Origin of the sequence: Paenibacillus polysaccharolyticus (assembly GCF_900102085.1) — a bacterium.
Taxonomy (GTDB): Bacteria; Bacillota; Bacilli; order Paenibacillales; family Paenibacillaceae; genus Paenibacillus; species Paenibacillus polysaccharolyticus.
Map to the genome: position 1 here is coordinate 126,085 of NZ_FMVM01000016.1, position 18,026 is coordinate 144,110.

Annotated in this window: 14 protein-coding genes; 1 reads left to right on the forward strand and 13 read right to left on the reverse strand. The window is 46.2% G+C overall.

All coding sequences use genetic code 11. The annotated features are described in order from the left end of the window. Positions 1-74: 74 nt before the first annotated feature. The 5 genes from carB to pyrR all read right to left on the reverse strand — a co-directional run bounded on the left by carB (position 75) and on the right by pyrR (position 7,736). Positions 75-3,290, reverse strand: coding sequence for a carbamoyl-phosphate synthase large subunit (carB, locus tag BLQ13_RS21510; protein WP_090923730.1), 3,216 nt, complete (start codon positions 3,288-3,290; stop codon positions 75-77). A 1-nt stretch (position 3,291) separates the two neighbouring features. Beyond that, positions 3,292-4,434 (reverse strand): glutamine-hydrolyzing carbamoyl-phosphate synthase small subunit, encoded by a 1,143-nt coding sequence (gene carA, locus BLQ13_RS21515; protein ID WP_090923731.1) that lies wholly within the window; start codon positions 4,432-4,434, stop codon positions 3,292-3,294. Between the two features lie 395 nt (positions 4,435-4,829). Continuing rightward, complete coding sequence (locus BLQ13_RS21520; protein WP_090923732.1) at positions 4,830-6,134, reverse strand: dihydroorotase; 1,305 nt, start codon at positions 6,132-6,134, stop codon at positions 4,830-4,832. A gap of 127 nt (positions 6,135-6,261) precedes the next feature. Further along, on the reverse strand, positions 6,262-7,173 hold the full coding sequence (locus BLQ13_RS21525; RefSeq protein WP_418792763.1) for an aspartate carbamoyltransferase catalytic subunit: 912 nt from the start codon (positions 7,171-7,173) through the stop codon (positions 6,262-6,264). Then, positions 7,173-7,736 carry a bifunctional pyr operon transcriptional regulator/uracil phosphoribosyltransferase PyrR gene (gene pyrR, locus BLQ13_RS21530; protein WP_090923734.1) on the reverse strand — a complete coding sequence of 188 codons (564 nt, stop codon included), beginning with the start codon at positions 7,734-7,736 and terminating at the stop codon, positions 7,173-7,175. The genes BLQ13_RS21525 and pyrR overlap by 1 nt, the downstream gene beginning before the upstream one ends. Before the next feature lie 686 nt (positions 7,737-8,422). Between pyrR and BLQ13_RS21535 the strand changes: the two genes are divergently transcribed. After that, positions 8,423-11,098 carry a YhgE/Pip domain-containing protein gene (locus BLQ13_RS21535; RefSeq protein ID WP_090923735.1) on the forward strand — a complete coding sequence of 892 codons (2,676 nt, stop codon included), beginning with the start codon at positions 8,423-8,425 and terminating at the stop codon, positions 11,096-11,098. 141 nt (positions 11,099-11,239) lie between these two features. Here BLQ13_RS21535 and BLQ13_RS21540 read toward each other — a convergent pair whose 3' ends face one another. The 8 genes from BLQ13_RS21540 to lspA form a co-directional block, all read right to left on the reverse strand. Further along, positions 11,240-12,547: a DUF6080 domain-containing protein gene (locus BLQ13_RS21540; RefSeq protein WP_090923736.1), complete on the reverse strand. Its 1,308-nt coding sequence runs from the start codon at positions 12,545-12,547 to the stop codon at positions 11,240-11,242. A 50-nt stretch (positions 12,548-12,597) separates the two neighbouring features. After that, positions 12,598-12,918 (reverse strand): EamA family transporter, encoded by a 321-nt coding sequence (locus BLQ13_RS21545; RefSeq protein ID WP_244159409.1) that lies wholly within the window; start codon positions 12,916-12,918, stop codon positions 12,598-12,600. Continuing rightward, complete coding sequence (locus BLQ13_RS21550) at positions 12,905-13,195, reverse strand: EamA family transporter (RefSeq protein WP_090923793.1); 291 nt, start codon at positions 13,193-13,195, stop codon at positions 12,905-12,907. Before BLQ13_RS21550 ends, BLQ13_RS21545 begins: the two co-directional genes overlap by 14 nt. A gap of 26 nt (positions 13,196-13,221) precedes the next feature. Then, a complete protein-coding gene (locus BLQ13_RS21555; protein WP_090923737.1) occupies positions 13,222-13,854 on the reverse strand; it encodes an HAD family hydrolase in 633 nt (210 codons plus the stop codon). Positions 13,855-13,887: 33 nt separating this feature from the next. Next, the gene (locus BLQ13_RS21560; protein WP_090923738.1) at positions 13,888-14,799 is read right to left on the reverse strand and encodes a decaprenyl-phosphate phosphoribosyltransferase; all 912 of its coding nucleotides are present in this window, start codon (positions 14,797-14,799) and stop codon (positions 13,888-13,890) included. A 180-nt stretch (positions 14,800-14,979) separates the two neighbouring features. Further along, a complete protein-coding gene (locus tag BLQ13_RS21565) occupies positions 14,980-16,233 on the reverse strand; it encodes an LL-diaminopimelate aminotransferase (RefSeq protein WP_090923739.1) in 1,254 nt (417 codons plus the stop codon). A 110-nt stretch (positions 16,234-16,343) separates the two neighbouring features. Beyond that, a complete protein-coding gene (locus BLQ13_RS21570) occupies positions 16,344-17,246 on the reverse strand; it encodes an RluA family pseudouridine synthase (RefSeq protein WP_244159414.1) in 903 nt (300 codons plus the stop codon). Between the two features lie 52 nt (positions 17,247-17,298). Continuing rightward, on the reverse strand, positions 17,299-17,793 hold the full coding sequence (lspA, locus tag BLQ13_RS21575; RefSeq protein ID WP_090923795.1) for a signal peptidase II: 495 nt from the start codon (positions 17,791-17,793) through the stop codon (positions 17,299-17,301). Positions 17,794-18,026: the final 233 nt, after the last annotated feature.

An 18,026-nucleotide genomic window follows, 5' to 3' on the forward strand; every position in this document is an offset into this window, starting at 1 on the left:
CCGTTTTTGCCCGATATAAAGGACATCCCGCCAGCCCGCAGGCTGACTGATGTCCTTCATCAAGTGACTATTCATTATACAAAGGCTGGCATAGCCTCCGAGGAGAAGTTGATCGTTTGTAGCATAATCAGCAACGCACGAATGGTATCCAGGGAAGTCATACATACCACACCATTCTCAACCGCTTCACGGCGGATACGGAATCCGTCACGTTGTGGCGTTTTACCTTTAGTCAAGGTATTGAACACAAAGTTCGCTTCACCACTGCGGATCATATCGAGAATGTTAGGTGAGCCTTCGCTCAATTTGTTCACAACGGTTACTGGAATGTTAGCCGCTTGAAGCGCAGCTGCCGTTCCGCCAGTTGCCATGATTTTGTATCCCAGTCTGTAGAAACCTTCGAGCAAAGGTACTGCTTCGTCCTTGTCTTTGTCTGCGACAGTGACCACAATGGCTCCAGTTGCTGGAATTTTCATTCCCGCACCGATCAGACCTTTAAACAGAGCTTTTGCATAGTTCGGGTCACGTCCCATAACCTCACCTGTTGATTTCATCTCAGGTCCGAGAGTCGGTTCAACACGGCGCAACTTCGCGAAGGAGAACACAGGTACTTTTACCGATACGTGATCCGCTTCCGGCCACAGACCATCTACATAACCCAGGTCTTTCAGTTTCACACCCAAGATCGCTTGTGTTGCCAGGTTCGCCATTGGAATGTTGGTTACTTTACTCAGGAAAGGAACCGTCCGGGAAGAACGCGGGTTAACCTCGATAACATAAACCTGACCCTCGTGGATAACAAACTGAATGTTAACCAGACCGATGGTTTTCAGTTCCTTGGCAATTTTGATCGTGATCTCTACAATTTTTTCTTTCAGATCTGCCGACAGATGCTGCGGTGGATATACCGCAATCGAGTCACCGGAGTGTACCCCTGCGCGTTCGATATGCTCCATGATGCCTGGAACCAGTACCGTTTCACCGTCACAGATGGCGTCTACTTCCACCTCTTTACCCAGCATGTAACGGTCGATCAGAACCGGATGCTCTGGATTGATTTTTACCGCTTGCTCCATGTAAGTCAAGAGTTCCGCATCGGAGTATACAATCTCCATCGCACGACCGCCCAGGACATACGAAGGACGAACGAGTACAGGATATCCAAGTGATTGAGCTGTTTCCACAGCATCGTCTACGGAAGTGACCGTTTTACCTTTTGGCTGTGCAATCTCCAGACGGGAGAGCAGGCGTTCGAACTTCTTGCGATCCTCTGCTTCATCAATGCTTTCCAGATCTGTTCCAAGGATCGTTACTCCTGCATTGCGCAGCGGTGCTGCCAGGTTGATTGCCGTTTGGCCACCGAACTGCACGATAACGCCTACCGGTTGCTCTTGTTCAATGACGTTCATGACATCCTCGAAGAACAGCGGTTCGAAGTACAAGCGGTCAGAAGTGTTAAAGTCTGTGGATACAGTCTCCGGGTTATTATTGATAATAACCGCCTCGTATCCGGCTTTCTGCAAAGCCCATACCGCATGTACTGTCGAGTAGTCGAACTCGATCCCTTGACCGATGCGGATTGGACCCGATCCAAGCACCACCACTTTTTTCTTGTCCGAAGGCAATACTTCATTTTCTGTCTCATATGTCGAGTAGTAATAAGGTGTTGTTGCTTCGAACTCAGCCGCACAGGTATCTACCATTTTGTAAACCGGACGAAGGTTCTGCTCTTCACGACGTGCTCTGACTTCTGATTCGGTCGTCAATGTACCTCCAGGTTGACCTTCGGCACGCAGTTCAGCGATAGCACGGTCCGTAAAACCAAGACGTTTCGCTTGATAAAGCGTTTCGGAAGTCAATTCGGATTCTGCGCGAACGCGGTCTTCGAACTTAATGAGCCCTTCGATTTTATCCAGGAACCACCAGTCAATCTTGGTCAGATCCTGCAGTTGCTGCAACGTATACCCTCTACGGAATGCTTCCGCGATCAGGAACATGCGCTCATCGTCCGCTTTCATCAGACGTTCGTTCAGGGTCGTTTCATCCAGTGTTTCTGCACCTTTCAGGTACAGACGGTGTACACCGATCTCCAGGGAACGAACGGCTTTGTGAATGGACTCTTCAAACGTACGTCCAATCGCCATCACTTCGCCTGTTGCTTTCATCTGTGTACCCAGTTTCCGGTTCGCCGATGTGAACTTGTCGAACGGCCAGCGTGGAATTTTACTTACGATATAGTCAAGTGTTGGCTCAAAGCAAGCGTAGGTTTGGCCTGTAACCGGGTTAACGATCTCATCCAGTGTGTAACCCATCGCGATTTTGGCAGCCATTTTCGCAATCGGATAACCTGTTGCTTTGGAAGCCAGCGCCGATGAACGGCTTACACGCGGGTTAACCTCGATTACGTAATATTGGAAGCTGTGCGGATCGAGCGCGAACTGAACGTTACATCCTCCCTCAATATTCAGGGCACGGATGATTTTCAGGGAAGCGGAACGCAGCATTTGGTATTCACGGTCAGACAACGTTTGGCTTGGAGCCACAACGATACTGTCACCTGTATGAACGCCTACCGGGTCAAAGTTTTCCATGTTGCAGACTACGATGCAGTTATCGTTTTTGTCACGCATAACCTCGTACTCGACTTCTTTCATACCGGCGATGCTCTTCTCTACCAGACATTGACCAATCGGGCTGTAACGAATTCCGGCTGCCACGGTTTCGCGCAGTTCTTCTTCGTTCGCACAGATTCCGCCGCCTGTTCCGCCAAGGGTATAGGCCGGACGTACGATGATTGGATAACCGATCTCACCAGCAAACTCCAGCGATTCTTCCAGCGTTGTAACGATGACACTTTCTGGTACAGGTTGTTCCAGCTCACGCATCAGGTCACGGAACAGATCGCGGTCTTCCGCTTTTTCGATGGACGTCAGTTGTGTTCCGAGCAATTTCACGTTTTCACGTTCAAGCACACCCGCACGTGCGAGTTCAACAGCCATGTTCAGACCTGTCTGGCCGCCCAGTGTTGGCAACAAGCCGTCCGGACGTTCCTGACGAATGATTTGGGTTACAAAATCCAGCGTAATTGGCTCAATGTACACTTTGTCAGCCATATTGGTGTCCGTCATGATTGTTGCAGGGTTACTGTTAATGAGTACAACTTCCACGCCTTCTTCTTTCAGAGCCTGGCAAGCTTGCGTACCGGCATAGTCGAACTCGGCTGCTTGACCGATGACGATTGGACCGGAACCAATCACCAGGATTTTTTTGAGATCTTTGTTAATCGGCATGTTATTGCGCTCCTTTCACTGCGGCTGCCAATACGGCTTGACGCGGCTTTTGCGGGTTAGTGATCTTGTGCTCACGAATCATCTCGATGAAACGATCAAACAGGTAGCTGTTATCATAAGGTCCTGGCGCTGCCTCCGGGTGATATTGTACGGAGAAGGCAGGATATTTTTTATGTTTCAGACCTTCGATGGTCTTGTCATTATTGTTGATATGTGTAACTTCAAGATCTGTGCTCTTCACAGACTCTTCGTTTACCGTGTAACCATGGTTTTGGGATGTGATGAAGCAACGTCCACTCTCCAGTTCCTTAACCGGGTGATTGCCTCCGCGGTGTCCAAACTTGAGTTTTTCCGTGTCTGCGCCTGCTGCCAGGGCGAACAACTGGTGACCCAAGCAGATACCGAAGATCGGATATTCACCGAGCAACTCGCTGATCATGTTCACGGCATGAGGTACGTCTTTCGGGTCCCCAGGGCCGTTGGACAATTGAATGCCATCCGGGTTCAGGCGACGAATCTCGTCAGCAGTTACGTCATGAGGCACGACGACAACGTCACAGTTACGTTTGCTGAGTTCACGCAAAATCCCTGTTTTTGCGCCGTAGTCGACCAGTACGATACGTTCTGCTGTTCCCGGGCTATTGTACACATGCTCTGTTGATGTCATAGGCACCTGGTTACGCAATTGCTCAATCGTAGTGTCCCCCATCATCTCCAGCAGTTCTTCGACAGGTTTCGATCCTGTTGTGAGAATTCCCTTCATTGTACCGTGGTGACGAATCCGGCGAGTCAACATCCGTGTATCAATCTCGCTGATCCCTACGATGCCGTATTCTTTCAGCAGATTATCCACGCTGTACTCTGCACGCCAGTTGCTCGGCGTTGGCTCATGACGTCGTACCACGAAACCGTGCACGTATGGACGAATCGACTCAAAGTCATCCCGGGTAATTCCGTAGTTACCGATCAATGGATACGTCATCGTTACGATCTGGCCACAGTATGAAGGATCTGAAAGTACCTCTTGATAGCCTGTAATTCCCGTATTAAAAACGACCTCTCCTGTCGTTTCACCTTCCGCACCAAATGCTTTTCCGGTGAACAGCGTGCCGTCTTCCAACAATAATCTTGCCTGTCCCTGCATCCCATTTCACTCCCTCTGTGTTTATCCAAGTTGAATTCTTGGAGTTGAACATAAGTGATGTACGTTAGCTGTAGCTTCATGGTCAGAAAACCCTGCGATCGCTGTTATCCCCGAATTACTTTAATTCCATTTTTCAAATGGAGTAATTCGTTGATAAAGGCGAGCGCTTCGCTTCTTCGGGTTCTTTCTGCCCACTCCGCAGTTACGTCCCGCGTCTATGTTCAAAAGCAGGATTCAACTTTTCTTTGTTGCGTCTATTTTGACTCAAGGCTTGACTTGCCTTGAGTTTGTTCATAAAAAGTGTTTACTGATCAAGCTTTTAGTTCGTTAAAAAATAGTTGTTATGAGTGCCATTGTATCTTTTTAACGATGTGTTACGTCAGCATATTGCTGTTTTATTGCTCTAACGTGTTATTCCATACACTTTTGCCATCCACCCATGTTTGTACCGGCCAGCCTTTCAGCTTCCAGCCTGTGAACGGTGTGTTTCTGCCTTTTGTTGCGAACGTTGCCGGGTCAACCGCCTTCTCCTGATTCAGATCAATCATCGTCAGGTCGGCAGGTGCTCCTGCTTCCAGCTTGCCCGTATCCAGTCTAAATACGCGAGCCGGATCAGCCGTCATACGTTTTACCAGGAAGTCTAAAGTCCATAATCCTGTTTGAACAAACTTCGTGTAGAGTAACGGGAAGGCCGTTTCGAATCCAACGATACCAAATGGTGCAAGCTCCATGCCCTTTGCTTTCTCTTCTTCACTATGCGGTGCATGGTCGGTCACGATCATATCGAGGGTTCCATCCTGCAAACCTTCGATACAAGCCTGCACATCACGTGGCGAGCGTAGCGGTGGGTTCATTTTCCAATTGGCATCCATGCCTGGGATGTCTTCATCAGATAGAACGAGGTGGTGCGGACATACCTCTGCAGTCACCTTGATGCCGATCGATTTCGCAAGACGAATCAGACGAACCGATTGTTCTGTACTGACATGGCACACATGGTAGTGTACCCCTGTTGCTTCTGCTAGCAGAATGTCGCGGCCTACGTGAATGGCTTCGGACTCGTTCGGGATGCCTTTGATGCCATGGCGTTTGGAGAATTCACCTTCGGTGACATACCCGCCAACTACCAGAGAATCATCCTCACAATGGGCAATCACGGGCATATCCATGCTGGCTGCGAGGCTCATAGCATCCTTCATCATTTGCGCATTCTGCACACCTACGCCGTCGTCCGTGAAGCCAATCGCACCCGCTTCTTTTAATGCGGCAAAGTCGGTCAATTCACGGCCTAGTTCGTTTTTGGTAATCGCCGCATAGGGCAACACTTTAACCAGATCTGCTTCCTTAGCTTTGTTCAGTACCAGTTCTACAACCTCAGGTGTGTCGGTTACCGGTCTTGTATTTGGCATGCAGGCAATGGTTGTAAACCCGCCTTGTGCAGCGGAGAGAGCTCCTGTTTCGATCGTCTCTTTATGTTCGAATCCAGGCTCGCGTAGATGCACGTGCATATCGATTAATCCAGGAATCACCAGCTTGCCTGATGCATCCGTTACCTGCTCTGCTGACTTCTCGGCGTTCCGTACGATTTCATCTTCCGGGCCAGCGATCGTTTTAATTTTACCTTCTTCTATAAGAATGGTTTTCCGTTCAAGTTCCCCTTGTTGATTCAAGACGTTTGCGTTTTTTATCACCTGTACCATAATTGCCCTCCGCTTCGGTTCTGTCCAGCAGGGTAGATCCGCTAGATGAATGTTTTATCGTCTACTCTCTCTTCATTGGTGTGCAAGAACATCGTCTCGCCAGCCTATGACTCTATGCTAGGCCCTGTTACAGCTTCATCGCACGTTCCATAACCGCCATGCGGATCGGAACTCCGTTTGCCATCTGTGGGAAAATTCGTGAAGCTTCGCTCTCTACAACCGCATCATCCACTTCAACGTTACGGTTCACAGGAGCAGGGTGCATAATAATCGTACTTGGCTTCAGGCGTGATGCCCGTTCTTCCGTCAATCCGTAGTGTTCGCGATAATCCTCAGCTGAAGTGATCAGGCCATGTTGATGACGTTCCAGTTGAACCCTGAGCATCATGACTACATCAGCATCCAGCGCTTCTTCAAGACCTACATAAGGTGCGTGCTCTGCAAGCTCTGGCGCCTGCATTGTTTGCGGTGCGCAGAAACGTACATCTGCACCAAACTTTTGCAGTGCCCACAAGTTAGAGCGTGCTACCCGGCTATGCATGATATCTCCGATGATTGAGACACGTAAACCTTTCAGCTCACCAAATGCCTTCCGCATCGTGTAGAGATCAAGGAGCGCCTGCGTCGGATGCTCATTATTGCCATCTCCCGCATTCACTAGCGGCACACTGACCTTCTGAGCCAGTTGTTGCAAGACACCAGCCGGTTTCAAGCGAATGACCCCTGCATCGATCCCCATGGATTCAAGTGTTCGAACCGTGTCGTAGATCGACTCGCCCTTTTCTACACTTGAGGCAGCTGCTGTGAAGTTCAACACTTGAGCTCCCAGTCGCTTCTCTGCCATTTCAAATGAAAATCGGGTGCGGGTACTGTTCTCGAAGAACATGTTCGCTACAAAGCGGGACTCCAGGACCGGCACGAGTTTTTCCTTCTGGGCTTCCCAGTGGGCTGCACGGTTCAAAATCGACTCGATCTCGTCACGGCTAATGTCTTTTAATCCAAGCAAGCTTCGGTCTTTCAGCGCTGTCTGTGTAATCATCATGCCTGCTCCCCTCGGTTCTGTATGATTTTGACCTCATCCTGTCCGTCTGTCTCCATGAGTGCAACCTCGATCTCTTCTGATTTGGATGTCGGCACGTTTTTGCCAATAAAATCAGGTCTGATCGGTAGTTCCCGGTGTCCACGGTCTGCAAGTACCGCCAGCTGTATGTTCTGTGGTCTTCCACAGTCCATCAGCGCATCCATCGCAGCTCGTATTGTGCGTCCGGTATATAGCACATCATCGAACAAAATCACTTTTTTGTTATGAATGGAAAGTGATTCAGGTGTCATAATCAACAGTTCCTTGCGATTCGCCTGGTTATCATCCAGTCGGTCATCACGATAGAGGGTTACATCAAGTTCCCCCCAGGGAACTTTGGCGCCTTCAATCTCTTCGATCTTGGCGGCGATTCGTTCGGCCAGATACACTCCGCGGGTGCGGATTCCAACCAGCACGCAATCGTCGATGCCTTTGTTCTTCTCCAATATTTCATGGGCAATCCTTGTCAATGCGCGGCGAATCGCCGTTTCATCCATAATGACATGTGTCTCTGTGCTCATGCGTTCAGCCTCCTCAGGATTTTCCTTTGAAACCATGGCCCCGTGACGAGGAGAACAAAAAAGACTCCTTGCCGTGTTTATTGGCAAGGAGTCTCCGAACTTCAGACGTCGCTGAAGAAAGTTTACTCTCGGGATGCATCATTATATCTGCCGCAGCAAATAAATGATGAATCGTTCACGTTACCTTGCCAGTCTCACGGGACTGATTTAAAGGTGCTATTCATGTCGTGCATATGAGGAACCTCACAGAGTTCTATCTCAATATGCCCGTTTGTCTTCATGAATTATGACAGAAAGACAACCCTCTGTCAACACCTCACCATCGCAGGTGCAAATCCTCTGCTTCGTCTTATTAGAATCAGCATTTAGGCGACAAAACATCCATGTCACATCACATGTCATTCGTCATTTATAATTATACAACAAACCTGCATATTTATCCATAGACAATTACAACCTGTTTCTAATCCAAATAACACCACCTGTCCCCTATTTTCAAACACTTCTCCTGAATCTATGAAGTCGATGAATCAGTCTCCTTTCAATTGGGGAAGTTTATACACACGTTCATTTATTAAATCCGCCTTTTTTCCGATATACATATAGCTTAGGGAGTAACAACGTAAGGAAGGTGACCTTATCCCTCCACTGTTATAGCTCCCTTCATTATTTTGAAGGAGGACACCATGCGTCACATATGGCAAATTTACAAGACAGACTGGCTACATATTTTCAAAGTACCCACAGGTATATTTCTGATCGTCGCAATCATATTACTGCCAGGTGTATACGACTGGGTAAATGTCAAATCCGTTTGGGACCCGTACAGTAATACACAAGGCATCAAAATCGCCGTAACTAGTGAAGACAAGGGTGCCACAGTTACGGGTACTGCCATTAATATTGGCGATGAGTTAATGAATAGTTTAAGTCACAACCACAAGCTGGGATGGACATTTGTGAATCAAGCCGAGGCTAACCGAGGTGTTCAGACCGGTGAGTATTATGCCAGCCTGCTCATTCCTGCTGATTTTTCATCACGGATCACGGGCATTGTGGATGGAAAACTGGATCGGCCGGAAGTCATATACACAGTCAATGAAAAGGTCAATGCCATCGCTCCCAAAATAACCGGTTCGGGCGTATCCGCCATTACAACGCAGATTAATGAGAATTTTACTGAAGCCGTCAGTGAAGCAGTGCTTACCAAGCTGAAGGAAGCTGGCGTAGAGATTAATGCACAGTTGCCAACGCTACGCAAAATGGAAAGTGGCATCTTTTTGCTGGAGAAAAATCTGCCTGAAATCCAGACAGCTGGTCAGAAAGTGCTCGAAGTTGACCAAGCCATGCCGGAGATTGTAAAACAGGCTCATAAAATTGTTGAATTAGAGAAAAGACTGCCTGAAATTAATGAAGCTGCTGGATATGTACTAAAAGTACAGCAATATTGGCCTCAGATTAAAGCGGCTGCTTCAGAGGTGGTAGCCTTACAAGATCGAATACCGGAAATAGAGCAAGCCGTCGCCCGCATTCAAGAGGTTGATGCCAACTTCGGACAAGTTTCTGGAGTGATTCAAACCGCCCTGGATAAGACCAATCAAGCTCTTGCTATCGTTTCTGATGCTGAGCAGGATTTGGATAAGGTGTCCGAAATTTCTGATAACGCAGTGCAGTTTGCTAATGGATTAAATCAATTTGCAAGTTCCAGTCAGGAAGCTTTCCAATCGATTACGCCAACGATTCGGCAAAATCTGATGTTCGTGCAACAAATAACAAACGTAGCTGGCGATATGTTCGAACAATTAAAAGGAACCGATTGGAGTAAGTTGCCAAGCGCTGATGACATCGACCGTCTTACTTCTCGTCTAGGCACTGCAGTAAAAATCATGGATAGTATGTCTGATCTGTTAGGCAAAATCGATGCTCTATTGCCCTCTCATCCACTGGCAACAAGGATACAGCAATTACAAACGATATCCGAACAACTTCAGCAACAAATAAAACTGGCCGGAATCATCAGTACAGCCTTGCGCGAGAATACAATCCCTCCCGCAGATGTTGTTGCCCGATTAAATGAAATGAATAGAAACATTAACACCGGGATCGATCGCTTCCTAAGCACCTTTGATAGCCAGATTGTTCCTGCGCTTACGGATGCAACCGATCAGCTAAAGTCTGTTCTCTCTACGTCAGCTAATACGTTGCAAGCAGCAAAGGAGCGTCTTCCCGACATTGCAGCAATTCTCGCTACAGCGAAGGAGGGCATTCAATTTGGTCAAACGGAGCTGGAAAAAATTCAGGGTGATCTACCCGACATTCAGGCTAAGGTACATGAGATTTCACAAACCGTTGGCACTAAGAGTGAATCCTTTATCCGTGCTTGGCATGTGGTGTCTTCCCTTATTCAACGTGATATGCCCAAGCTGGAGGATAAATTAAATGCGGCTGCCGATTTTGTTCGTAATGATCTGCCTCAGGCTGAGAAGCAAATTAGCAAAGCGTCCAGCTTTGTGCAGCATCAACTGCCCGATGTGCAACAAGGAGTACATCGCGTAGCTACTCTTGTTCGTAAGGACTTGCCAGAGCTGGAAAGTGCAATCCGCAAGGCTGCCGAGAAATTAAGAGAAGTCGAGGGCAATAATCAATTTGCCGAGCTCGCCAAATTGTTGCGGGGGGATATTGAAGAGGAAAGTGCATTCCTCGCGAGTCCAGTACAGATTAAGGAACAACACCTGTATTCCATTCCGAATTACGGTTCAGCGATGTCACCATTCTATGCCGTATTATCACTATGGGTAGGTTCAACATTGTTAATATCCCTGTTGCGTGCGGAAGCAGAAAACCCGGAGGGCGCATACCGCGGATATGAACTGTATCTCGGTCGCCTAGCTACTTTCCTAACCGTTGGTTTATTGCAGGCGATATGCGTTACAGCGGGAGACATCTGGATTCTGGGAACATATGTCGCAGATCAATGGTTGTTTATTGTATTTGCCATGCTAGTGAGTGCAGTGTTTGTCACGATCACATATACGCTTTTATCTGTATTCGGTAATATTGGCAAAGGCATCGCTATCATCTTCATGGTGTTTCAGTTCTCCAGTTCGGGTGGTACTTTCCCGATCAGCATGACTTCGCCCTTTTTTCAAGCGTTAAATCCGTTCATGCCGTTCACTTATGCTATCAGTCTGCTACGTGAAGCTGTCGGTGGTATTCTATGGTCAACAGCCATAAAGGACATCCTGTGGTTATGTCTGTTCATAGCGCTTAGTCTTATTCTTGCTCTCTTGTTAAAACGACCATTAAGCAGCTTAACGAAACGTTCTGCTGAAAATGCGAAAAAAACGAAAATCATTGCTTGATTTGTGTATTTAGCAGTACCTGAGTTTCGCAAAAAAGGCCTCTTGAACGTAAGTTCAAGAAGCCTTTTTCTTTTTGTATTACTACACAGGATATCATCATGTGCTGTGCCACGCTGTTCTTTCAATTCTTTCCCGATCTGCTCATCGCTGTGCTGAACGTTGCTCTTCCAGCTGTTCATAAGATTGTTTAATCGTCGACAGGGTTTCAAAATGACGATAGATGTTGTTGCCAACCGTGACGAGCAAGGATGCTACGAGCAGTCCAATCAGTACTTTTTTACCCAACCCGGAGCGCAGACTGCTGATAAACATACCACCAAGCAGATAAAAAGCAAACAAATAATGTCCGGCATACAGGTACATATCATACTGATACACAGCTAGCCCGAACCCTACAACAAGGTGAAGCAGGAAAGCAAATATAATGTACGGCATTAACGTCCACACACTGCGCTCGCGTATACCACGAATGAAACCTGCTAGCGCAAGGAACAAAAGAAATATACCCGTAATTTGAACATAAAGCGGATTAGAGCGGGTAAGGTCTGTGACAAATGCGACCATACCCGGATCAAGCAAGTACACTTGGGGAGATAACATCGGATTGATGGTCAGCAATACTAACGCTTTATAATGTGCCGCCCACTGGAAAGGTGTCGCATAACTCGTGCCCCCATTTTGAATACCTAACAACCAGTTGCTTATCCAGCTTCGGCCGCCAAATGCAACATACTGAATGGCTGTTAACACCACAATCATCAGTACGGCGAGTGACATAATGCCGATATATTTTTTCCAACCTGCCTTACTACGCCATGCCTGCATATTAAAGAAGACAGCTCCGGCAAACGGTACGATATTAGTCGAAGTTAATCCAAAGTTAATTGTCGCAAGTAGTGCATTCGGGACATAACGGACGTCCTGCTGTGCACGCGAATACTGCAAGTATAGGACGGACAGAAGAATAACAAACTGCACATACGGATACGAGTCCGGGATAAAAGCTGTAAACATAAGGTACGAGCTGAACCCGAACAGCAACGCGAACAACAACGGTGTATGTGTAGATTTCTTTTCATTTTGGCTAAGAAAAATAAAAACCAGAACAACTGAACCTGCATTCACAAGGGATTGTAAAATCAGAAAAAACCAATTGCCCCCCAGCAGCTTGGAAATAGCTCCGAGCGTAACGGCCAAATAAGATATTAAAGGATGAATAACCGAAGAACTGTTGTCTCCGTAATACATCGAAGGATCAAAATTAAACAGGTTAAGGGGAAATACTGCTGTATTAAACGGTGTATATTTTCCCAGCATCTCTGCGTTTTGACTGATATACATAATATAAGAACCATTCATCAAACCATAAAAAAGAGCAAAACCGGCGAACAAAACAAAAGCAGTCCAAGTCACTCTACGGTCATAAAATATGTAATCTAGAAATTTCATGCGTTCACATCCAATAGTTAATGATAAAGATTAGAAATATAAAATCCGGTCTAGAGTACCAGCAAGCATAGCCCGCCCATTATACAGATAACGCCGATCCATCTCATTGGTCCTACCGTCTCCTTAAAAGCCCACCTTGCAATAATAAGGGTCCAGACGTAGGTTAAAGCGTTCGCAGGCAACACCACGGTTAAAGGTAGAAACTTCAGTAACACAATGTTAAGCAGTGCACCCGTTCCATAAAAACCAAGTCCGATCAGCACATGTAGTCGTTTACGACTCGTTGCGTAAAATTTCAACCCAGCCCCGCCCATCGCTCCGCATAGGGTCATCACGATTAACACAGCAATCATCCAACTATCGATCCACACTGGTTAACGTCACCCCGATTCCCAGGAGCACAACAGCCGCAAGCTTTTGTACCGTAATTTCTTCACCAAGCAAGAAATATCCATAGATTAAAGCAAAAACATAACTGGCACACATGAGCGGATAGGCTACCGAGAGCTTTTCGCGCGCGAATGCCTTAATCATCAAAATGGCTCCCATGCCGTAACATAGAAAACCCACACCCATGTAGATCCACTCCGTCAATCCCCACTTCCAGAACAATTGCCCTGTCGCCGTCAGGAAAGCAGAAGCCAGCATCAACCATTTGCCCGTGTGACGTGAACCTATTTCCCCCACGTCAACGCCTCCATCTCAGGAACACGTTTATTTACAAAATACCGCTGACGCACAAGCTGCATGACGGGAAGATCAGATAAAGAATCGGAGTAGGAGCAGGATTGCTCATAATCAATTTCCATGTTTTTCTCGGCCAAATAAGCTTGAATCCGGCGTACCTTTTCTTCTCCCTTACAATTGGCACCTTCAATGATGCAGGTATAACCATTCTCATGTCGAACAAGTTCGGTTCCGATCACATGATCGACCCAAGGGAAATTTTTGAAATACTTCATATACGCATGCGGAGAAGCCGTTACGAGCAACACGTGATATCCAGCTTCCTTCCGATGTTGCATCTCTACACTCGCCTCCGTAAATATGGAAGGTCGGAGGTGGGTATCGAAAAAATGCTCCAGGTCTTTTTCAGACATACGTTTGATTTCTTGAAAATAGGAACGTTTAACTCGTTCAACCGTCATAATACCCGCTTTGAATAGGAAGGTATGAAATGCAATGACAGGCAGACGCCATACTTGCCAAGGATAACGTCGCACACTATAAAATACAAATTGAAACATGGAGTCACTGCGTATAATCGTTTTATCGATATCAAAGATGGCAACCTTCGTTCGTTTCACCCTGATCCCCCTCTATACTAAATCTCTCTATGATCATTCGAAAATGGCAAAAATCGTAATCACACTCACTACATACAAAATAACCGTAATCAGGATAGGCTTGTCCTCAAATAAAACCCGGTCCGGTGATCCGCCCTGATTTTTCATATGGATAAGATACAAATACCGGAACATGCCATAAATCACCAGTGGAATGGTCCACATCAGATGAATAGTGCGATCTGACGTAAAGGTGAACAGTGAATAACTGATGATGGTTGCTGTCGTGACGATCGTGTTGAACTGATCCAGTAACGTTATCGAGTAATTATCCAGCACTTTACGATGTGATCCTGTGTTGCCTTCGAGCAATGTAAGTTCATTTCTCCGTTTACCAATCGCAAGGAACAGCGATAACAACATCGTGCAAATCAGAAACCAAGGGGTGAACGGCACATGAATCAATACACCACCAGCAATTGCACGAAGCACAAAACCTGCCGCAATAGTCATCATATCCAGAATAACGAGATGTTTCAGTACAAAAGAATAAGATACGTTCAGTAGGAAATACACAATGCACAATACACCGAACAACGGATTCATCACAAAAGCAGCTCCCAAGGAAAACACAAGGAGAGCCATTCCGAATACTATTGCATGTGTAGGATTAACCTGCCCTGAAGCGATTGGACGGAATTTCTTAGTCGGATGTTGCCTATCCCGTTCCCGATCTACATAGTCGTTCAGTATATACACACATCCTGCAACAAGGCTAAATAACAGAAAGCCAATCACTGTTGAAACAATGGTCTCCGTTCGGATTTCCTCAAATGAAAATAACAATGCTGCAAATAACAGCAAATTTTTTGTCCACTGTTTAGGCCTTAGCAATTTAAACAAACCAGAAACGGTTCCAGCATTACCTACAGCAGAAGATGCGGTATCTTGCCGTGATGAAAACAATAGCAATAACTCCTTTCAACAACAATTCTAACGGATTAGTCTATACAAATAACGTAAAGACTTAATCATAAGTTGCTTGGTTATTTTTGTAAAGAGGATAAAGGATATATTTTGACATAAAAAAGAGACCGTTTCCGGTCTCTTTTTACTCTTTATAGTCTATATTAGCGCATGTTTGAATTAAAATTCAAACTCTACGTCACTCAGACGACGTTTGATTTCAGCAATAACACGTTTCTCTTCTTCTTCGCCACTCGCAATGAATGTAACGGAGAAACGAACAAAGTTACCTGCATCATCCCAAGGCACGGATGAAATCAGCTTCTCACGAATCAGGAATTGGGAGAAGTCTTCTCCTGACTCGAAGCGACGTCCACCGACCACACCTTTTGGTGCTTCAACATAAAGGAAGAAAGAACCTTTTGGTTTCTCTGCTTGGAAGCCCAGCTCGTTGAGTGCTGCAACCAGCATATCGTGACGGCGGGAATACTTTTCTGCAATTTTCTCCGTAATTTCAGGATGATTCAATCCGTAAGCCGCTGCCTTCTGAATCGCGATGAATTGACCGGAATCGTTGTTGTCCTTCACATCACTGAATGCTTTGACAACGAGAGGATTACCGGCTACGAAGCCAATTCTCCAACCTGTCATGTTGTAAGATTTGGAGAGAGAGTGCAGTTCTACACCTACATCTTTGGCTCCCGGTACAGAAAGGAAACTGAAAGGCTTTTTGCCATCATACGTCAATGCTGCATATGGAGCATCGTGCACAACAACGACATTGTATTTTTTCGCCCATTCAACGACCTCTGTAAAGAACTCCACTGTTGCACTTGCACCAGTCGGGTTATTTGGATAGTTCAGATAAAGCAATTTTGCACGTTTAGCGATATCTTCAGGAATAGCTGTCAGATCAGGCAAGAAGTTGTTCTCTTTGGTCAATTGAATATTGAATACTTCTCCACCCAAATATTTCGTGTGTGTGCCCATTACAGGATAACCAGGCACAGTCATAATCGTTACATCACCTGGATTAATGAAGCAAGAAGGTAACATTGCCAAAGCCGGTTTGGAACCGATGGAATGTACGATTTCTGTATCCGCATCAATACCATCCACGTTAAATACGTTTTTCAGGTAAGCAGCTGCTGCTGTCTTGAATTCAGGAATACCATTATCGGCATACCCGCGGTTCTCTGGTTTAGCTGCTTCTGCAGCAAGTGCAGCAACGATGCCTGCGTCAGCCATCTCGTCGGGTTCACCAACCCCAAGGTCAATCAGTTCGACATCGGGAAAGTCTTTTTTGGCCGAAGCTTTCGCACGTTTGATTTTTTCGAATTTATAGATGTTCGTGTCTTTACCATAGTTGGAGCCGCCGATACGGTCGGCAAAATTAGTTTGGATATACGTTTCCTGATATTTATCGATACTCATAATGTGTTCATCTCCTCATTTTGACGCAAATTTCTCATGTTTTAATATGAAGCATTTGAGCATTCAACACCATGGACAAAATATCCGAACATTTGTACTTTCTTCAAAGGTTAGCGGCTTCTCAGCGAAGCGAGTACATCTTCCATATCCTGCGGAATCGGTGCACTGAATTCCATGTATTCTCCTGTGGAAGGATGCACAAAACCAAGTGTTGCCGCATGCAGAGCCTGTCCATTCATTTTGATACCTTTGTTCCGCCCGTACGTCGGATCACCAACAAGAGGATGACCTATAAATTTCATATGCACCCGGATCTGATGGGTACGCCCTGTTTCGAGCTTTAATTCGAGCAAGGTATAATCGTTGATGCGCTCCGTCACTGTAAAATGAGTCACTGCATGTTTACTGTTACGTTCGGTGACTGTGTACATTTTACGATCATTCGTGTCCCGTCCGATCGGTGCATCGATGGTACCTTGATCATGACTAAGATGCCCATGAACGAGTGCAATATAACGTCTGTTCACACTGTGTTCCTTCAACTGGGCAGCTAGTGAAGCATGCGCCCGATCGTTTTTGGCCGCCATAATCAAGCCTGACGTGTCCTTGTCAATCCGATGTACGATCCCTGGACGCAGTTCTCCGTTAATACCGGAAAGATCCTTGCAATGGTACATTAGAGCGTTCACAAGTGTTCCTGATGTATGCCCCGGTGCAGGATGTACGACCAGTCCACGTTGTTTGTTAATGACAATCAGATCACTGTCTTCATAAACCACTTCAAGCGGGATATCTTCCGCAATAATCTCCACCGCAGCAGGCTCGGGAATCTGTAATACGATCTGATCTCCTTCTGACAGCTTCGCATTGGACTTCACTAGAGAACCATTGACTGTAACTGCACCATCTGCAATCCATAGTTGCACTTGCGAGCGAGACACGTTATCTACAGCATCTGTAATATATTTATCCACACGTTCCTTCTTATGTTCAGCGGCAACGATCCATTCCATACGTTCCTCGCCATTAAATTGCTCATCGTTATTGCGTTGTTCCTCATTCAAATTACTCATGATGCTCATTCCCTTCAATCTTCGCGGCCGCTTTTTCACGACGTCCTTCCAATAATGTCTCCACAATAATCAAAGCTACCCCGATACAGATGGCCGAGTCAGCAATGTTGAAAATCGGAAACGTGTAACTCCCAAAATTAAGCTGCACAAAGTCTACAACTTCCCCCGTCAACGCACGGTCAAGGAAGTTACCAATCGCTCCTCCAAGCACTAGGCTAAGCGCTACTGGTAGCAATTTGTGCGGGGTATCTTTTACTTTTTGCAAATACCAAATCAAGGCGACAACCACAATAATGGTCACCACAATAAAGAACCAGCGTTGATCCTGCAGGATACCAAACGCTGCACCTGAATTTCGATGGGAAGTGATGACAAAAAAATTACCAATGACCGGAATTTCTTCTCTAAGCTCCATTCGGGTAGCAATCAGATACTTTGTTCCCTGATCCACTAGAAATACGATAAAAGCAAGGATATAATACACCACGTTTGTTGTCACTCCGTTCTTGTCTTTTCCAGCGATACCAAGCATTCGCCAGACTTATTTATTGTAGCACAGCTATTCAGAGATCGTCCATGACGTGGCAACCTTGCGAAGCAATATTGGCTTAGGCGGATTGGAAAAACCGATAACATTTGCCTTCTGTAATCCTGCTCCAAAAGGCACATCCTAGAACGGAGAAAAAACCGGATTCCAAATGGAATAGAAAGGGGAAAGCC

Coding starts and splice junctions, on each gene's coding strand:
- BLQ13_RS21550 (WP_090923793.1), bottom strand. CDS start 13,195: ATGCTGGCTTCTGCTTTCCTGACGGCGACAGGGCAATTGTTCTGGAAG.
- BLQ13_RS21540 (WP_090923736.1), bottom strand. CDS start 12,547: ATGAAATTTCTAGATTACATATTTTATGACCGTAGAGTGACTTGGACT.
- BLQ13_RS21565 (WP_090923739.1), bottom strand. CDS start 16,233: ATGAGTATCGATAAATATCAGGAAACGTATATCCAAACTAATTTTGCC.
- BLQ13_RS21525 (WP_418792763.1), bottom strand. CDS start 7,173: ATGATTACACAGACAGCGCTGAAAGACCGAAGCTTGCTTGGATTAAAA.
- carA (WP_090923731.1), bottom strand. CDS start 4,434: ATGCAGGGACAGGCAAGATTATTGTTGGAAGACGGCACGCTGTTCACC.
- BLQ13_RS21570 (WP_244159414.1), bottom strand. CDS start 17,246: ATGGAATGGATCGTTGCCGCTGAACATAAGAAGGAACGTGTGGATAAA.
- BLQ13_RS21535 (WP_090923735.1), top strand. CDS start 8,423: ATGCGTCACATATGGCAAATTTACAAGACAGACTGGCTACATATTTTC.
- BLQ13_RS21520 (WP_090923732.1), bottom strand. CDS start 6,134: ATGGTACAGGTGATAAAAAACGCAAACGTCTTGAATCAACAAGGGGAA.
- carB (WP_090923730.1), bottom strand. CDS start 3,290: ATGCCGATTAACAAAGATCTCAAAAAAATCCTGGTGATTGGTTCCGGT.
- pyrR (WP_090923734.1), bottom strand. CDS start 7,736: ATGAGCACAGAGACACATGTCATTATGGATGAAACGGCGATTCGCCGC.